This window comes from Arthrobacter caoxuetaonis (genome assembly GCF_023921125.1).
GTDB lineage: Bacteria > Actinomycetota > Actinomycetes > Actinomycetales > Micrococcaceae > Arthrobacter_B > Arthrobacter_B caoxuetaonis.
The window spans coordinates 1,373,828-1,387,720 of the sequence record NZ_CP099466.1; the positions used below are offsets into that span (position 1 = coordinate 1,373,828).

Here is a 13,893-nt window from a genome sequence, read left to right on the forward strand (position 1 = left end):
ATATGGGGGCTTGGCTTGGATGGCAACCGTCTGCCGTCGCTGTTTTGAGCATTCGACCGGTTTGCGTTTCTGCTGCCGGTTCCAGCCGTCAGCAGAAGTCGAAACCGGCAGCAGAAATCCGAATCAGCGCCAGGGGGCTGGCAGCTAACAAACCGCCTGAGCCCAATCCCTACGGAACCAGCAGCACCTTGCCGGTGGTCTTACGGCCCTCAAGGTCCTCATGCGCCTTCGCGGCGTCGGCAAGGGGATAGGTGGCCCCGATCCGTACGTCCAGGGTTCCGGCCTCCACCATTTCGAACAGCTCACGCGCACGCCACTGGCGCTCTTCGGCGCTGAGGAGGTAATCCCTTATGGTCGGCCGCGTCAGGTACAGCGACCCCAGGGCGTTCAGCCGCTGGATATCGAACGGCGGCACCTGGCCCGACGCCCCGCCGAACAGCACCATCATGCCGCGCGGCCTCAGGCTGGACAGGGAACCGTCGAACGTGGTCTTCCCGACGCCGTCGAACACCACATCCACGCCGCGCCCGTCCGTCAGCTCGCGGACCCGGTCGGCGAAGCCGTCGTACCGCAGCACATGGTCCGCTCCCGCGCCGGCAGCGAGTTCCGCTTTGTCATCGGTCGAAACAGTGGTGATGACGGTGGCGCCTTTGGCCTTCAGCAGCTGGGTAAGCAGCAGGCCGACGCCGCCGGCACCCGCATGCGTCAGGACTGTTTCCCCGGACTGCACCGGATAGGTGGAGTTGCAGAGGTAATGCGCTGTGATGCCCTGCAGCGGCAGGGCGGCAGCCACCTCGCTGGAAACCCCGTGCGGCACGGGAAGCGCCTTGGCAGCATCGAGCAGCATGTATTCGGCGTAGGCTCCGCCTCCCTCGGCGGTGGCCACCCGGTCCCCGTCCCGGAACGAGGCGACGTCAAGACCGGCCTGGACTACGGTGCCCGCCGCCTCAGAACCAGGAATGAACGGGTACTTCATGGGGTACACGCCGCTGCGCTGGTAGGTGTCAATGAAGTTCACCCCGGCAGCTGCAACCTTCACCAGGATTTCATTGGGACCGGGGACAGGCAGATCCACGTCTTCGTAACGCAGGATTTCCGGTCCGCCGGGTGAGGGGACGACAATGGCTTTGTGCATGGGATTGCCTCTTCCGTGAAGTTGCCGGGATTGAGGACCATCGTAGGCCCGCTCCGGGCCGGGCGCCTCTGGGGACGCCCCGGAAGTCACAATGCATAATTATGAAGCCTGATGCATAAAACTGCTGTAGGGTGGATGCCATGACGATTTCCGTTGCCGTATCAGGAGCCAGTGGCTACGCCGGGGGAGAGGTCCTGCGCCTGCTCGCCGGCCACCCCAACGTCGAAATTGGTGCCATCACCGCCCACAGCAACGCGGGGTCCCGCCTCGGGGAACTCCAGCCGCACCTGCACGCGCTGGCCGACCGCGTCCTGGTGGACACCACGGTAGAAAACCTGACCGGCCACGACGTCGTTTTCCTGGCACTGCCGCACGGCGCCAGTGCAGAAATCGCTGCGCAGCTGCCCGACGACACCCTGGTAATCGACGCCGGCGCCGACCACAGGCTCACCGATCCCGCCGCCTGGGAGAAGTTCTACGGCTCCCCGCACGCCGGCTCCTGGCCCTACGGCCTGCCCGAACTGCCCGGACACCGCGAACTGCTCCGCGGCGCCAAGCGCATTGCCGTTCCCGGCTGCTACCCCACGTCCTCGCTTCTGGCGCTCACCCCCGGCTTCGCGGCCGGCCTGCTGGAGCCCGACGACGTCGTCATCGTCGCCGCGTCCGGCACCTCCGGGGCGGGCAAGGCCGCTAAGCCGCATCTGCTCGGCTCCGAGGTCATGGGCGGCATGAGCCCCTACGGCGTAGGCGGCGGGCACCGGCACACCCCGGAAATCGAACAGGGCCTCTCCGCCGCAGCGGGGGAGCAGGTCTCCATTTCCTTCACCCCGACGCTGGCGCCCATGGCCCGAGGCATCCTCACCACCGCTACGGCGAAGGTCCGGCCCGGCGTCGACGCCGCCGCCCTGCGGAACGCCTGGGAAAGGGCCTACGGCGAGGAGTCCTTTGTCCGGGTGCTGCCCGAAGGCCAGTGGCCCGCCACCAAGATGGTGGTCGGCTCAAACTACGCCGCCCTGCAGCTCGCCTTCGATCCGCACGCGGGCCGGGTGATCGTCTCCGCCGTGATCGACAACCTCACCAAGGGCACCGCCGGCGGAGCCATCCAGTCCATGAACATCGCACTCGGCCTGCCGGAAGGCGCCGGGCTCACCCAGCAGGGAGTCGCACCGTAATGACCGCCGAACTGTCCAGCAGCACCGCCACCGGCATCACCGCACCGGCAGGGTTCCGCGCCGCCGGCGTCACCGCGGGCCTAAAGGCCTCCGGCGGCCGCGACGTCGCCCTGGTGGTCAACGACGGCCCGGTCAAGTCCGCTGCAGCTGTCTTCACCCGCAACCGGGTTGCCGCAGCTCCCGTGCACTGGTCACGGCAGGCCATCTCCGACGGACGGGCCGACGCCGTGTTCCTGAACTCCGGCGGCGCCAACGCCTGCACCGGTCCCCAGGGCTTCCAGAACACCCACGCCACGGCCGAAAAGGTCGCGGACCTGCTGGGCGTTTCCGCCAATGACGTCCTGGTCTGCTCCACCGGCCTGATCGGCGAGCAGCTGCCCATGGATAAGCTGCTGCCCGGCGCGGAAGCAGCGGCCCAGGCCCTGGCCTCCGACGGCGGTGCCCTGGCGGCCGAGGCCATCATGACCACGGACACGGTCTCCAAGCAGGCCGTCTTTGAAGGCAGCGGCTACAGCATCGGCGGCATGGCCAAGGGCGCCGGCATGCTGGCTCCGGGCCTGGCCACCATGCTGGTGGTGCTGACTACCGACGCCGCCCTCGACGCCGCTGCCCTGGACCAGGCACTGCGCGCCGCCACCGCCGTGACGTTCGACCGCACCGACTCAGACGGCTGCATGTCCACGAACGACACCGTGATCCTGATGGCCTCCGGCGCTTCCGGCACTGTTCCGGACACGGAGGAGTTCACCCGGGGACTTACCGAGGTGTGCCACTCGCTGGCCCAGCAGCTGATCACCGACGCCGAAGGCGCCAGCCACGACATCGCCATCACCACCATCAACGCCGCCACGGTGGCCGACGCAGAAGCCGCATCCCGCGCCGTCGCACGGTCGAACCTCTTCAAGACCGCCATCTTTGGCAACGATCCGAACTGGGGCCGGGTGCTCTCCGCCGTCGGTACCACCGACGCCGCGTTCGAGCCGGACCAGATCAACGTCACCATCAACGGGGTGCAGGTCTGCCGGAACGGCGGCATCGGCGACCCGCGGGAGGGCGTTGACCTGACCGGCCGCGCGGTCAGTGTGGAAATCGACCTGGCTGCGGGCAGCGAATCCGCGACCATCTGGACCAACGACCTGACCACCGACTACGTCCACGAAAACTCGGCGTACAGCAGCTGAACGGGATCACCATGAGCACTCCAACAGAAGTCCGCGAACAGCTGGCCGCCCAGGACAAGGCCGCCACGCTGATTGAAGCGCTGCCCTGGATCCAGCGCTTCGCCGGCAGCACGATTGTGATCAAGTACGGCGGCAACGCCATGATCAACGACGAACTGCGGCAGGCCTTCGCCGAGGACATCGTCTTCCTGCACCACGTGGGCGTGCACCCCGTCGTGGTGCACGGCGGCGGGCCGCAGATCAGCGCCCTGCTGGACCGGCTCGGCATTGAATCCGAGTTCAAGGGCGGACTCCGGGTCACCACCCCCGAAGCCATGGATGCCGTGCGCATGGTGCTCACCGGGCAGGTCGGCCGTGAACTCGTGGGCCTGGTCAACTCCCACGGACCCTACGCCGTTGGACTCTCCGGCGAAGACGGCGGACTGCTGCAGGCCATCCGCACCGGAACCGTCATTGACGGCGAAGAAGTGGACCTGGGCCTCGTCGGCGAAGTCGTCGGCGTGAACCCCGGCGCCATCCTGGACCTCATCGAAGCCGGGCGGATTCCGGTCATCTCCACGGTCGCCCCGGAAATCGGCGCCGATGGCAACCCCACCGGGCAGGTGCTCAACGTCAACGCCGACACCGCGGCCGCCGCCCTGGCCGTCGCGCTGGAAGCCTCCCGCCTGGTGGTGCTCACCGACGTCGAGGGTCTCTACGCCAACTGGCCGGATAAGTCTTCCCTGATTTCTGCCCTGACCGCCGCGGAACTGCGCCAGATGCTGCCGTCCCTGGAATCGGGCATGATCCCGAAGATGGAGGCCTGCCTGGCAGCCGTCGACGGCGGCGTGGACCGTGCCGCCGTCGTGGACGGCCGGATGGCGCATTCGATGCTGCTGGAAGTCTTCACCACCGCCGGCATCGGCACCCAGATCGTTCCGGACGGAGAGAACGCATGAGCATCCCCAACGTTCCCGCTGCCCCGGCAGTGCCGCAGCTGGTGGATGCCTCGGGTACCGGCAGCGAGTGGCTGGCCCGCTACTCCGACTCCCTGATGGGTGTCTTCGGCACCCCGCAGCGCGTGCTGGTACGCGGCGAGAGCTGCACGGTCTGGGACGCCGACGGCAAGCCCTACCTTGACCTGCTCGGCGGGATCGCCGTCAACGCGCTGGGCCACGCCCATCCGTCCGTCGTCTCGGCCGTCACTGCCCAGCTGAACACGCTGGGGCACATCTCCAACTTCTTTACCAGCCCTCCGCAGATCGCCCTCGCCGAGAAGCTGCTTGAGCTGGCGCAGGCACCCGCGGGCTCGAAAGTCTTCTTCACCAACTCCGGCACCGAAGCCATCGAAGCTGCATTCAAGCTTGCCCGGCGGAACTCCACCGGCGAGCGGACCCGGATCCTGGCCATGGACCATGCTTTCCACGGCCGGACCATGGGAGCGCTGGCCCTGACGGCGAAGCCCGCGTACCGGGAGCCGTTCGAACCGCTGCCGTCCGGCGTCGCACACGTCCCCTACGGTGACGTGGAGGCGCTGCGCGCCGCAGTGGACGGCACGGTTGCCGCGGTGTTCATCGAACCGATCCAGGGCGAAGCCGGAGTCCAGGTACCGCCGGCGGGCTACCTTCAGGCGGCACGTGAGATCACCCGCGACGCCGGTGCGCTGCTGGTGTTCGACGAAGTGCAGACAGGCATCGGCCGTACCGGGACCTGGTTCGCTTCCGAAGGTGTCCTGCCGGATGCGATGACGGTCGCCAAGGGCCTGGGCAGCGGCTTCCCGATCGGCGGGCTGATCACCTTTGGCCCCGAGGTCTCCGGCCTGCTCGCCCCGGGCCAGCACGGAACCACCTTCGGCGGGAACCCGATCGCTACGGCCGCGGGCCTGGCGACGCTCACGGAGATTGGGTCAGGGAACCTCCTGGCCGGGGTCAACACCACGGGGGAGTACCTTCGTACCGGAGTGGCCAAGGTGCCCGGTGTCAGCTCGGTCCGCGGCCGCGGACTGCTGATCGGCATCGACCTGGAGCAGGAGATCGCTCCGGCAGCCGTTGCCGCAGCCCTGGACGCCGGTTTCATCATCAACGCCACCGGACCGGCCACCCTGCGCCTGGCCCCGCCGCTGATCCTCACCACCGACCAGGCGCAGAGCTTCATCGACGCGCTTCCCGCCATTCTGCAGGCCGCCGCGGCCACGACGATCGGACAGCCATGACCCGCCACTTCCTCGTTGACACCGACCTCACCCCGGCCGAGCAGGCCGAGGTCCTGGACCTCGCAGATGCCCTGAAGAAGGACCGCTGGAAATACCAGCCCTACGCCGGGGAAGGCTCCGGCCGGCAGACCGTCGCGGTGGTCTTCGACAAGACCTCCACCCGGACCCGGATCTCCTTCGCGGCCGGCATCGCGGACCTCGGCGGCGTGCCGCTGATCATCGGAGCCGGTGAATCCCAGCTGGGCCATAAGGAGTCCATCGCGGACACGGCCAAGGTCATGGAACGCATGGTCGCCACGATTGTCTGGCGCACTTATGCCCAGTCGGGGCTGGAGGAAATGGCCGCGAACTCCTCCGTGCCGGTGATCAACGCGCTGTCGGATGACTACCATCCCTGCCAGCTGCTCGCAGACCTGATGACGATCCGCGAACACAAGGGATCCCTCGCGGGCCTCACCCTGACCTACCTGGGGGACTGCGCCAACAACATGGCCAACTCCTACCTGCTGGCCGGCGTCACCGCCGGCATGCACGTGCGCGTTGCCGGTCCGGTGGGCTACCTGCCCGCCCCGGAGATTGTCGACGCCGCTGCGGCCCGCGCCGCGGAGACCGGTGGTTCGGTGATGATCACCACCGATGCCGCGGAAGCCCTCGCGGGTGCCGACGTCGTCGCCACGGACACCTGGGTGTCCATGGGCCAGGAAGACGAGAAGGCTGCCCGGCAGGAACTCTTCCGCGACTACGCCGTGGACTCGGCCGCCATGGCACAGGCCGCGGAAGACGCCGTCGTGCTGCACTGCCTGCCGGCCTACCGCGGCTACGAAATCTCCGCGGACGTCATCGACGGGCCGCAGTCCCTGGTCTGGGACGAGGCAGAGAACCGGCTGCACGCGCAGAAGGCCCTCATGGTGTGGCTGATGGCCGCCTCCGGCCTGACCGGAATCCCGGAGGCAGCCGTATGACCATGCCCACCACCAAGACGGCCCGCCAGGCACGGATCCGGACGCTGCTGACCGGCTTGTCGGTGCGTTCCCAGGCCGAGCTGGCGTCTCTGCTGGCCGACGACGGCGTGCAGGTCAACCAGGCGACGCTGTCGCGCGACCTGGTCGAGCTCGGTGCCGTGCGCATGCGCGGCAAGGACGGCGTGCTGGTCTACGCCGTTCCGTCCGAGGGCGGGGAACGCCGCCCGCAGTCCGGAGTCTCCCAGGAAGTGCTCGACGCGCGGCTGGCCCGGCTCTGCGGCGAACTGCTGGTCACCGCCGAGGCGTCCGGGAACGTCGTGGTGCTGCGGACCCCGCCGGGAGCGGCGAACTTCCTGGCACTGGCGATCGACCACTCGGTGATCCCGTCCATCCTGGGAACCGTGGCCGGCGACGACACTGTGCTGCTGGTAACCCGGGAGCCCGACGGCGGCGCCGAACTCGCAGCGCGTTTCCTCTCCATCGCGGACGAGGCTACGGCCAGCGGCCAGGCACCCGACAATCGAATACTGTAGAAGCTGAATCCGCAGGGTTTCCTTCCCGGCCACGCAGCTTCCCCCCACTTTTACAAACAACCGCAGCGCACCGCGCTGCACTCAACGCAAAGAGGAGCACATTCGTGAGCGAACGTATTGTTCTGGCCTACTCCGGTGGCCTGGATACGTCTGTAGCCATCGGCTGGATTGCCGAGGCAACCGGCGCCGAGGTCATCGCCGTGGCGGTCGACGTCGGACAGGGCGGGGAATCCCTTGAAACCATCCGCCAGCGTGCCCTCGACTGCGGCGCCGTCGAAGCCTACGTGGCTGATGCCCGCGACGAGTTTGCTGCGGAATACTGCATGCCGGCGCTGCAGGCCAACGCCCTGTACATGGATTCCTACCCGCTGGTTTCCGCGCTTTCCCGCCCGGTAATCGTCAAGCACCTGGTTGCTGCTGCCCGCGAATTCGGCGCCACCACCGTCTCGCACGGCTGCACCGGTAAGGGCAACGACCAGGTCCGCTTCGAGGTCGGCATCCAGACCCTGGGCCCGGACCTCAAGTGCATCGCTCCGGTCCGCGACCTGGCCCTGACCCGCGACAAGGCCATTGCCTTCGCCGAGGAGAAGAACCTGCCCATCGTCACCACCAAGAAGAACCCGTTCTCCATTGACGCCAACGTCTGGGGACGCGCCGTGGAAACCGGCTTCCTGGAAGACATCTGGAACGGCCCCACCCCGGACGTGTACGAATACACCTCCGACCCGGCCTCCGGCATCGCCGCTGACGAAGTTGTCATCACCTTCAAGGAAGGCGTTCCCGTAGCGATCGACGGCAAGCCCGTCACCCCGCTGCAGGCCATCGAGGAAATGAACCGCCGCGCCGGCGCCCAGGGCATCGGCCGGATCGACATTGTCGAAGACCGCCTCGTGGGCATCAAGAGCCGTGAAATCTACGAAGCTCCCGGCGCCATGGCCCTGATGGCCGCGCACCGCGAGCTTGAAAACGTCACGGTCGAGCGCGAGCAGGCCCGCTTCAAGAAGACCGTTGGCCAGCGCTGGACCGAACTGGTCTACGACGGCCAGTGGTTCTCCCCGCTGAAGAACTCCCTGGACGCCTTCATCGGGGACACCCAGAAGTACGTCTCCGGCGACATCCGCATGGACCTGCACGCAGGCCGCGCGACCGTGACCGGCCGCCGCTCGGAGTCCTCGCTGTACGACTTCAACCTCGCCACGTACGACACCGGTGACACGTTCGACCAGTCCATGGCCCGCGGGTTCATCGAACTGTTCGGCATGTCCTCCAAGGTTGCCTCCGGCCGCGACCTGCGGCTGTCCGAAGGAAAGTAAACACATGAATAACGGCAAGCCGTCAATCGAATCAGTGGCCGCGCAGCCCGGAGCCGCCGGCCCCGGATCAACGGTCCAGGGTGCGCTGTGGGGAGGCCGCTTCGCCGGCGGTCCGGCCGACGCGCTGGCAGCCCTGAGCAAGTCCACCCACTTCGACTGGCGGCTTGCCGGGTATGACATTGCAGGCTCCCGGGCGCACGCCCGGGTCCTGCACAAGGCCGGGCTGCTGACCGGCGACGAACTCACCGGGATGCTCAAGGCCCTGGATGAGCTCGACGCCGATGTGCGCTCCGGCGCCTACCTCCCGGCCGAGTCCGACGAGGACGTGCACGGCTCCCTGGAACGCGGGCTGATCGAGCGTGCCGGAGCCCAGCTGGGCGGAAAACTCCGCGCCGGCCGCTCCCGCAACGACCAGATCGCCACGCTGGGCAGGATGTACCTGCGCGACCACGCCCGGATTATCGCGGGCGGCGTGCTGGCCACCGTCGACTCGCTGGTGGAACAGGCCGAGAAGCACCTGGGTGTGGCCATGCCCGGCCGCACCCACCTGCAGCACGCCCAGCCGGTCCTGCTGAGCCACCACCTGCTGGCCCACGCCTGGGCCCTGCTGCGCGACGTGCAGCGCCTGGCCGACTGGGACAAGCGCGCCGCCGTGTCCCCTTACGGCTCCGGTGCACTGGCCGGTTCCTCGCTGGGACTGGACCCCAACGCCGTCGCCGCGGACCTGGGCTTCGACTCCGCCGCCTGGAACTCGATCGACGGAACCGCCTCGCGTGACGTCTACGCCGAGTACGCCTGGGTGGCCGCCATGATCGGCGTCGACCTGTCCCGGATCAGCGAGGAGATCATCCTCTGGGCCACCAAGGAATTCTCCTTCGTGACCCTCGACGACGCCTTCTCCACCGGCTCCTCGATCATGCCGCAGAAGAAGAACCCTGACGTCGCCGAGCTGGCGCGCGGCAAGGCCGGCCGCCTCATCGGTGACCTCACCGGGCTGCTGGCCACGCTGAAGGGACTGCCGCTGGCGTACAACCGGGACCTGCAGGAAGACAAGGAACCGGTCTTTGACGCCACGGACACGCTGGAGCTGCTGCTTCCGGCCGTTTCCGGCATGATCGCGACCCTGGTCTTCAACACCGAACGCATGCAGTCCCTGGCGCCGCAGGGCTTCGCCCTGGCCACCGACATCGCCGAATGGCTGGTCCGCCAGGGTGTGCCGTTCCGGGAGGCGCACGAGCTCTCCGGTGCCGCCGTGAAGCTGGCCGAATCCCGCGGCGTCGAACTCTGGGACCTCACCGACGAGGAGTACGCCGGGATTTCGGAGCACCTGACCCCGGAGGTCCGCACCGTGCTTTCGACCGAGGGCTCCCTGGACAGCCGCAGCGCACAGGGCGGAACAGCGCGCTCAGCCGTCGAAGCGCAGCTGGCCGAGCTGAAGAAGCAGCTCGACGCCGCCCGCGCCTTCTCCGCCTAACCCTCCTCCTCGAAAGGGCAGTTACGGCTGGTTTGAGCCCTCAAACCAGCCGTAACTGCCCTTTCGTTTACGCCGGGGCACTAGCGTGGAGCCATGCTGAACCCGAACTTCCGGCGCATGCTGCGCGCCCTGCCCGACTTCCCGGAGGCCCTGCCGGACTTCGACCCGGACACGGCTCCCGCGGATCCTGCGGAGCTGTTCCGTCTTTGGCTGGAGGAGGCCCTGGCTGCGGGAGTGCCGCAGCCGCATGCCTTCTCCCTCGCCACAGCGGACGCCGCCGGGAACCTCTCCTCCCGCATGCTCATCCTGAAGGACATCGACGACGACGGCTGGCACTTCGCCACTTCGCGCTCCTCGCGCAAGGGCCGAGAACTTGAGCAGAACCCCCGCGCCGCCATGAACTTCTACTGGTATGCGCTGGGCCGCCAGATCCGGGTGGCCGGAGACGTGGTCCAGCTCAGTGCCGAAGCCTCCGCCCGGGACTGGGATGAACGCCCCGGTGCGGATGGTTCGGAGAACCCGCTCTGGCAGCTTTACGCCCTGGCACCGCGGGAAGTCGAGTTCTGGCAGGCCGATCCCGGAAACCGGCACATCCGGCACCGGTATCCCACCGGCGGGCCAGAGTGAGCGCCGCAGATTAAACGAAAAGGCCCCGGACGAATGTACTCGGCAAACTGCCAGGTACAACCGCCCGGGGCTTTACCGCCTGCCTAAGGCAGCGGCGTCTGCTCAGGAACGCGCGCCGCTGCCAGCCGGCGGCGCTTGGCCCGCTGGCGCAGCGGCGGGACGATCAGGGCGGCCGCGGAGATCGCAAGGAGCAGCAGGGCAATCGGGCTGGTGAAGACTGAGTTCCAGCCGTCGGTAATCAGCGCCCGGCGCAGGTTCGCTTCGGCCAGCGGCCCGAGGATGAGGCCAAGAACTGCAGGTCCGGCCGGGAACCCGAAGCGCAGCATGAAGAGCCCAATCAGACCGAAGATCATCATCATGAACACGTCGAAGACACTGTTGCTGATGGAATATGTTCCAACCATGCAGAAGATCAGGATGATCACCCAAAGGTAGTGGCTCGGCAGCTCCAGCAGCCGCACCATGCCGCGCATCCGCACCAGGCTGAGGCCCAGCGTCAGGATGGTTGCGATCAGCATGATGGTAACCAATGAAGAGACCAGATCCGGGTGGGTGCTGAACAGCGCCGGCCCGGGCTGGATGCCCCAGATCATCATGGAGCCGATCATTACCGCCATGACGGAGTCTCCGGGAACGCCCAGAGCCATCGTGGTGGTGACGCTGCCGCCCAGCGTCGCGGTGCTGGAGGTGTCCCCTGCGGTCAGGCCCTCCAGGGAGCCCTTTCCGAATTCTTCGGGATGCTTGGAAGCCTTCCTGGCATTTTCCCAGGCGATGACGCCGGCAATGTCGCCGCCGACGGCGGGGACCAGGCCTACGACTGAACCGGTAGCCGCACCGATGCCCATGGGCTTCAGGAGCCGGCGCATGAGCTTTCTGCCCGGCATCCAGCGGCCCATCTGGGTCACGGGCTTCACATGGCTCTCCTGCCGCGCCCTGGTCAGGATCTGGTTCAGCACTTCAGCGACACCGAAGAACCCGATGATGACGGCGATGAACGGGATGCCGCCGTTGAGCTCCAGGATGTTCATGGTGAAGCGTGCATCGCCGGTGATCGGGTCACGGCCAACGGTGGCGAGCAGCAGGCCAAACGCGCCGGCGGCCAGGCCCTTGATGACGCGTCCGGAGGAGACACCTACCATCATGGTCAGGCCGAACACGACGAGTGCGAACATCTCGGGCGGACCGAACTGCCGGGCGAATTCCGAGAGCGGCACTGCGGCGACGGCCAGAATGATGATGCCGACGATCATGCCGAAGGCTGATCCAAACGCCGACGTCGTCATGGCCAGTCCCGCTTGGCCTTTAAGCGCCAGCGGGTAGCCGTCAAAGGTCGTTGAGATGGAGGCCGGCGTGCCGGGAGTATTGATCAGGATGGCCGGCACCCTGTCCCCGAACTGGGCGGCAACGTAAATGGTCAGCAGGACTGCCAGGCCCTGGATCGGTTCCAGGGTCAGCGTAAAGCCGCTGGCAAGGGCGACCGCCATGGTTGCGGTGACACCCGGAAATGCGCCGACCAGCATGCCTACCGCGATGCCGAGCCCAATGTAAAGGAGGGTGTCTACCTGAAGGACGGTCATGATGCCGTCTGTAACCGGGGAAGCGGCAATCGAAATCATAGGTTCACTCGCAATGCGACGACGAAGAGGAAATGGAGGATGGCCGCGACAATGGCCGGGAACATAAGCAGCGGCTTCCAGCCCCGTCCGCCGTAGAGGAACGTCAACGCCGTCGTGGCAGCGAAAGTGACCAGCCAAAACTGCAGGACGTTCCAGAGCAGGAGGTAGCCCACCAAGATCCCTGCGGTTCCAGCCAGACGGCCGAGACCCCAGGACGTAATCGGGTCCGGGACATTGGTGCTGCTGACTCCCCGGAGCACATTGACCACCGCCATGAGCGCTCCGCAGACGATGAGGCACCAAGCCAGCATGGTGGGCCAGAACGGCGGGCCAAGTTCCACCCGAACGCCGGAGTTGATGTCCTGGGCCATAATCAGGACGGTAATGCCCAGGCCCAGGGTGACACCCGCGGGGATCAGCTCCCGAAGACGGTGAGCCCTGTCCGTGACCAGGACAGCCGGGTCAAGGAGTCCGTCGCCTTGGCTTTGCACAGTTTCGGCAGGATCGCCTTCGACCGCAGATTCGTGATTGCTCATATATTTGGGTTCCTTTTCTGGATCCGGGGCACCGGGCCGCGAGCGGCCCGGTGCCCCGGATGCTGGGGCCTACTTGCCTTGCGCCAGCGCGATCCAGGGGCCGTAACGGTCTGCTTCAGCTTCCAGGAACGACTTCATCTCTTCAGAATCCTTGAAGGTCGGAACCAGGTTGGAGTTTTCGATAACGGTGCGGTACTCAGGATCCTCGACAGCCTTGCCCATGGCCTCTGAGAGCCGCTGGACCGTCTCAGCGGGAGTTCCTGCCGGGGCCATGATGCCAACCCAGGAGGCATTGGTCAGGTCGATTCCCGATTCCTTGGCGGTGGGGACATCAGGGTTCTTCGGGTCGCGCTCGTCCGTGAGCATCGCCAGGTAGCGCAGCTTGCCGGCGTCGACCTGGGTCTTCTGCGTGCCGATTGCGTCGATGGAGAAGTCCGCGTCACCGGCCGCCACGGCGGCCACAGCGGGGGCTGAGCCATCGAACGGTACGGATGTCAGTGTGATCCCGGCCAGTTCCTGGAGTCCCTGGGCGGGGGAGTCCCAGACCGAGCCGACGCCGGGGCTTGAGTACGTGATGTCGCCCGGGCTGGCCTTGGCCGCTTCAATGAGGTCTTCGAGGGTTTCGAAAGGGCTGTCCACGGGGACGGCGATGGCACCGGGTCCGGCAAGTCCCTGGCCGATGGGTTCGTAATTGGCCGGGTCGATGTCGTAGTCCTGGAACTGCAGGGTGGCAACCTCGACACCCATCATCGAGAGGTTGTATCCGTCGGGCTTCTGGTCCTTGAGCCAGTTGTAAGCGACTGAACCGTTGGCGCCGGGCCGGTTCTCCACGATGACTTCAACGCCGAGCTCGCGTTCAAGCAGCGGGGCGATGGTGCGCGCAGTCAGGTCACCGGAGCCGCCGGCCGCCCAGGGGACCGTGAGCCTGATGTCCTGGGCCGGGAACTCGTCGCCGGAGTCGCTGCCGCTCCCCGAAGCACATCCGGACAGCGCGAAGAGGCCAATGGTTCCAATGGCCAGTGACTTGGTGAGTCTTTTCATGTAGGGCTCCTTTTGCATCCGTGAGGCTGGCGGACGCAGCCGGCTGTCGTCGATGACACCGGTCGGCCCCCAGATTGCTACTGCGCGCTATGCGAACAAATGTTCAACAAAC

At 66.9% G+C, this 13,893-nt stretch carries 13 protein-coding genes; 9 read left to right on the plus strand and 4 right to left on the minus strand.

Annotated elements, in window-relative coordinates:
• Window positions 1–169: 169 nt before the first annotated feature.
• Window positions 170–1,135, minus strand: coding sequence for a quinone oxidoreductase family protein (locus tag NF551_RS06245; protein WP_227894761.1), 966 nt, complete (start codon window positions 1,133–1,135; stop codon window positions 170–172).
• A gap of 140 nt (window positions 1,136–1,275) precedes the next feature.
• Here NF551_RS06245 and argC point away from each other — a divergent pair, with 140 nt between their 5' ends.
• The 9 genes from argC (at window position 1,276) to NF551_RS06290 (ending at window position 10,588) form a co-directional block, all read left to right on the plus strand.
• Window positions 1,276–2,307: an N-acetyl-gamma-glutamyl-phosphate reductase gene (argC, locus tag NF551_RS06250; protein ID WP_227894760.1), complete on the plus strand. Its 1,032-nt coding sequence runs from the start codon at window positions 1,276–1,278 to the stop codon at window positions 2,305–2,307.
• A complete protein-coding gene (gene argJ / locus NF551_RS06255) occupies window positions 2,307–3,488 on the plus strand; it encodes a bifunctional glutamate N-acetyltransferase/amino-acid acetyltransferase ArgJ (protein WP_227894759.1) in 1,182 nt (393 codons plus the stop codon). Before argC ends, argJ begins: the two co-directional genes overlap by 1 nt.
• Window positions 3,489–3,499: 11 nt before the next feature.
• The gene (argB, locus tag NF551_RS06260) at window positions 3,500–4,426 is read left to right on the plus strand and encodes an acetylglutamate kinase (RefSeq protein ID WP_227894758.1); all 927 of its coding nucleotides are present in this window, start codon (window positions 3,500–3,502) and stop codon (window positions 4,424–4,426) included.
• Window positions 4,423–5,679 carry an acetylornithine transaminase gene (locus NF551_RS06265; RefSeq protein WP_227894757.1) on the plus strand — a complete coding sequence of 419 codons (1,257 nt, stop codon included), beginning with the start codon at window positions 4,423–4,425 and terminating at the stop codon, window positions 5,677–5,679. Before argB ends, NF551_RS06265 begins: the two co-directional genes overlap by 4 nt.
• Entirely contained in the window at window positions 5,676–6,641 is a 966-nt protein-coding gene (argF, locus tag NF551_RS06270) for an ornithine carbamoyltransferase (protein WP_227894756.1), read from the plus strand. The genes NF551_RS06265 and argF overlap by 4 nt, the downstream gene beginning before the upstream one ends.
• Window positions 6,638–7,174 carry an arginine repressor gene (locus tag NF551_RS06275; RefSeq protein WP_227894755.1) on the plus strand — a complete coding sequence of 179 codons (537 nt, stop codon included), beginning with the start codon at window positions 6,638–6,640 and terminating at the stop codon, window positions 7,172–7,174. The genes argF and NF551_RS06275 overlap by 4 nt, the downstream gene beginning before the upstream one ends.
• A 104-nt stretch (window positions 7,175–7,278) precedes the next feature.
• The gene (locus NF551_RS06280) at window positions 7,279–8,487 is read left to right on the plus strand and encodes an argininosuccinate synthase (RefSeq protein ID WP_227894754.1); all 1,209 of its coding nucleotides are present in this window, start codon (window positions 7,279–7,281) and stop codon (window positions 8,485–8,487) included.
• A 4-nt stretch (window positions 8,488–8,491) separates the two neighbouring features.
• A complete protein-coding gene (gene argH / locus NF551_RS06285) occupies window positions 8,492–9,961 on the plus strand; it encodes an argininosuccinate lyase (protein ID WP_227894753.1) in 1,470 nt (489 codons plus the stop codon).
• A gap of 93 nt (window positions 9,962–10,054) precedes the next feature.
• Complete coding sequence (locus NF551_RS06290) at window positions 10,055–10,588, plus strand: pyridoxine/pyridoxamine 5'-phosphate oxidase (protein WP_423721329.1); 534 nt, start codon at window positions 10,055–10,057, stop codon at window positions 10,586–10,588.
• Between the two features lie 83 nt (window positions 10,589–10,671).
• Here NF551_RS06290 and NF551_RS06295 read toward each other — a convergent pair whose 3' ends face one another.
• The 3 genes from NF551_RS06295 to NF551_RS06305 form a co-directional block, all read right to left on the minus strand.
• Window positions 10,672–12,165 carry a tripartite tricarboxylate transporter permease gene (locus NF551_RS06295; protein ID WP_227894752.1) on the minus strand — a complete coding sequence of 498 codons (1,494 nt, stop codon included), beginning with the start codon at window positions 12,163–12,165 and terminating at the stop codon, window positions 10,672–10,674.
• A gap of 35 nt (window positions 12,166–12,200) precedes the next feature.
• A complete protein-coding gene (locus NF551_RS06300; protein ID WP_227894751.1) occupies window positions 12,201–12,740 on the minus strand; it encodes a tripartite tricarboxylate transporter TctB family protein in 540 nt (179 codons plus the stop codon).
• A gap of 69 nt (window positions 12,741–12,809) precedes the next feature.
• The gene (locus NF551_RS06305; RefSeq protein ID WP_227894750.1) at window positions 12,810–13,781 is read right to left on the minus strand and encodes a Bug family tripartite tricarboxylate transporter substrate binding protein; all 972 of its coding nucleotides are present in this window, start codon (window positions 13,779–13,781) and stop codon (window positions 12,810–12,812) included.
• Between the last annotated feature and the right edge of the window lie 112 nt (window positions 13,782–13,893).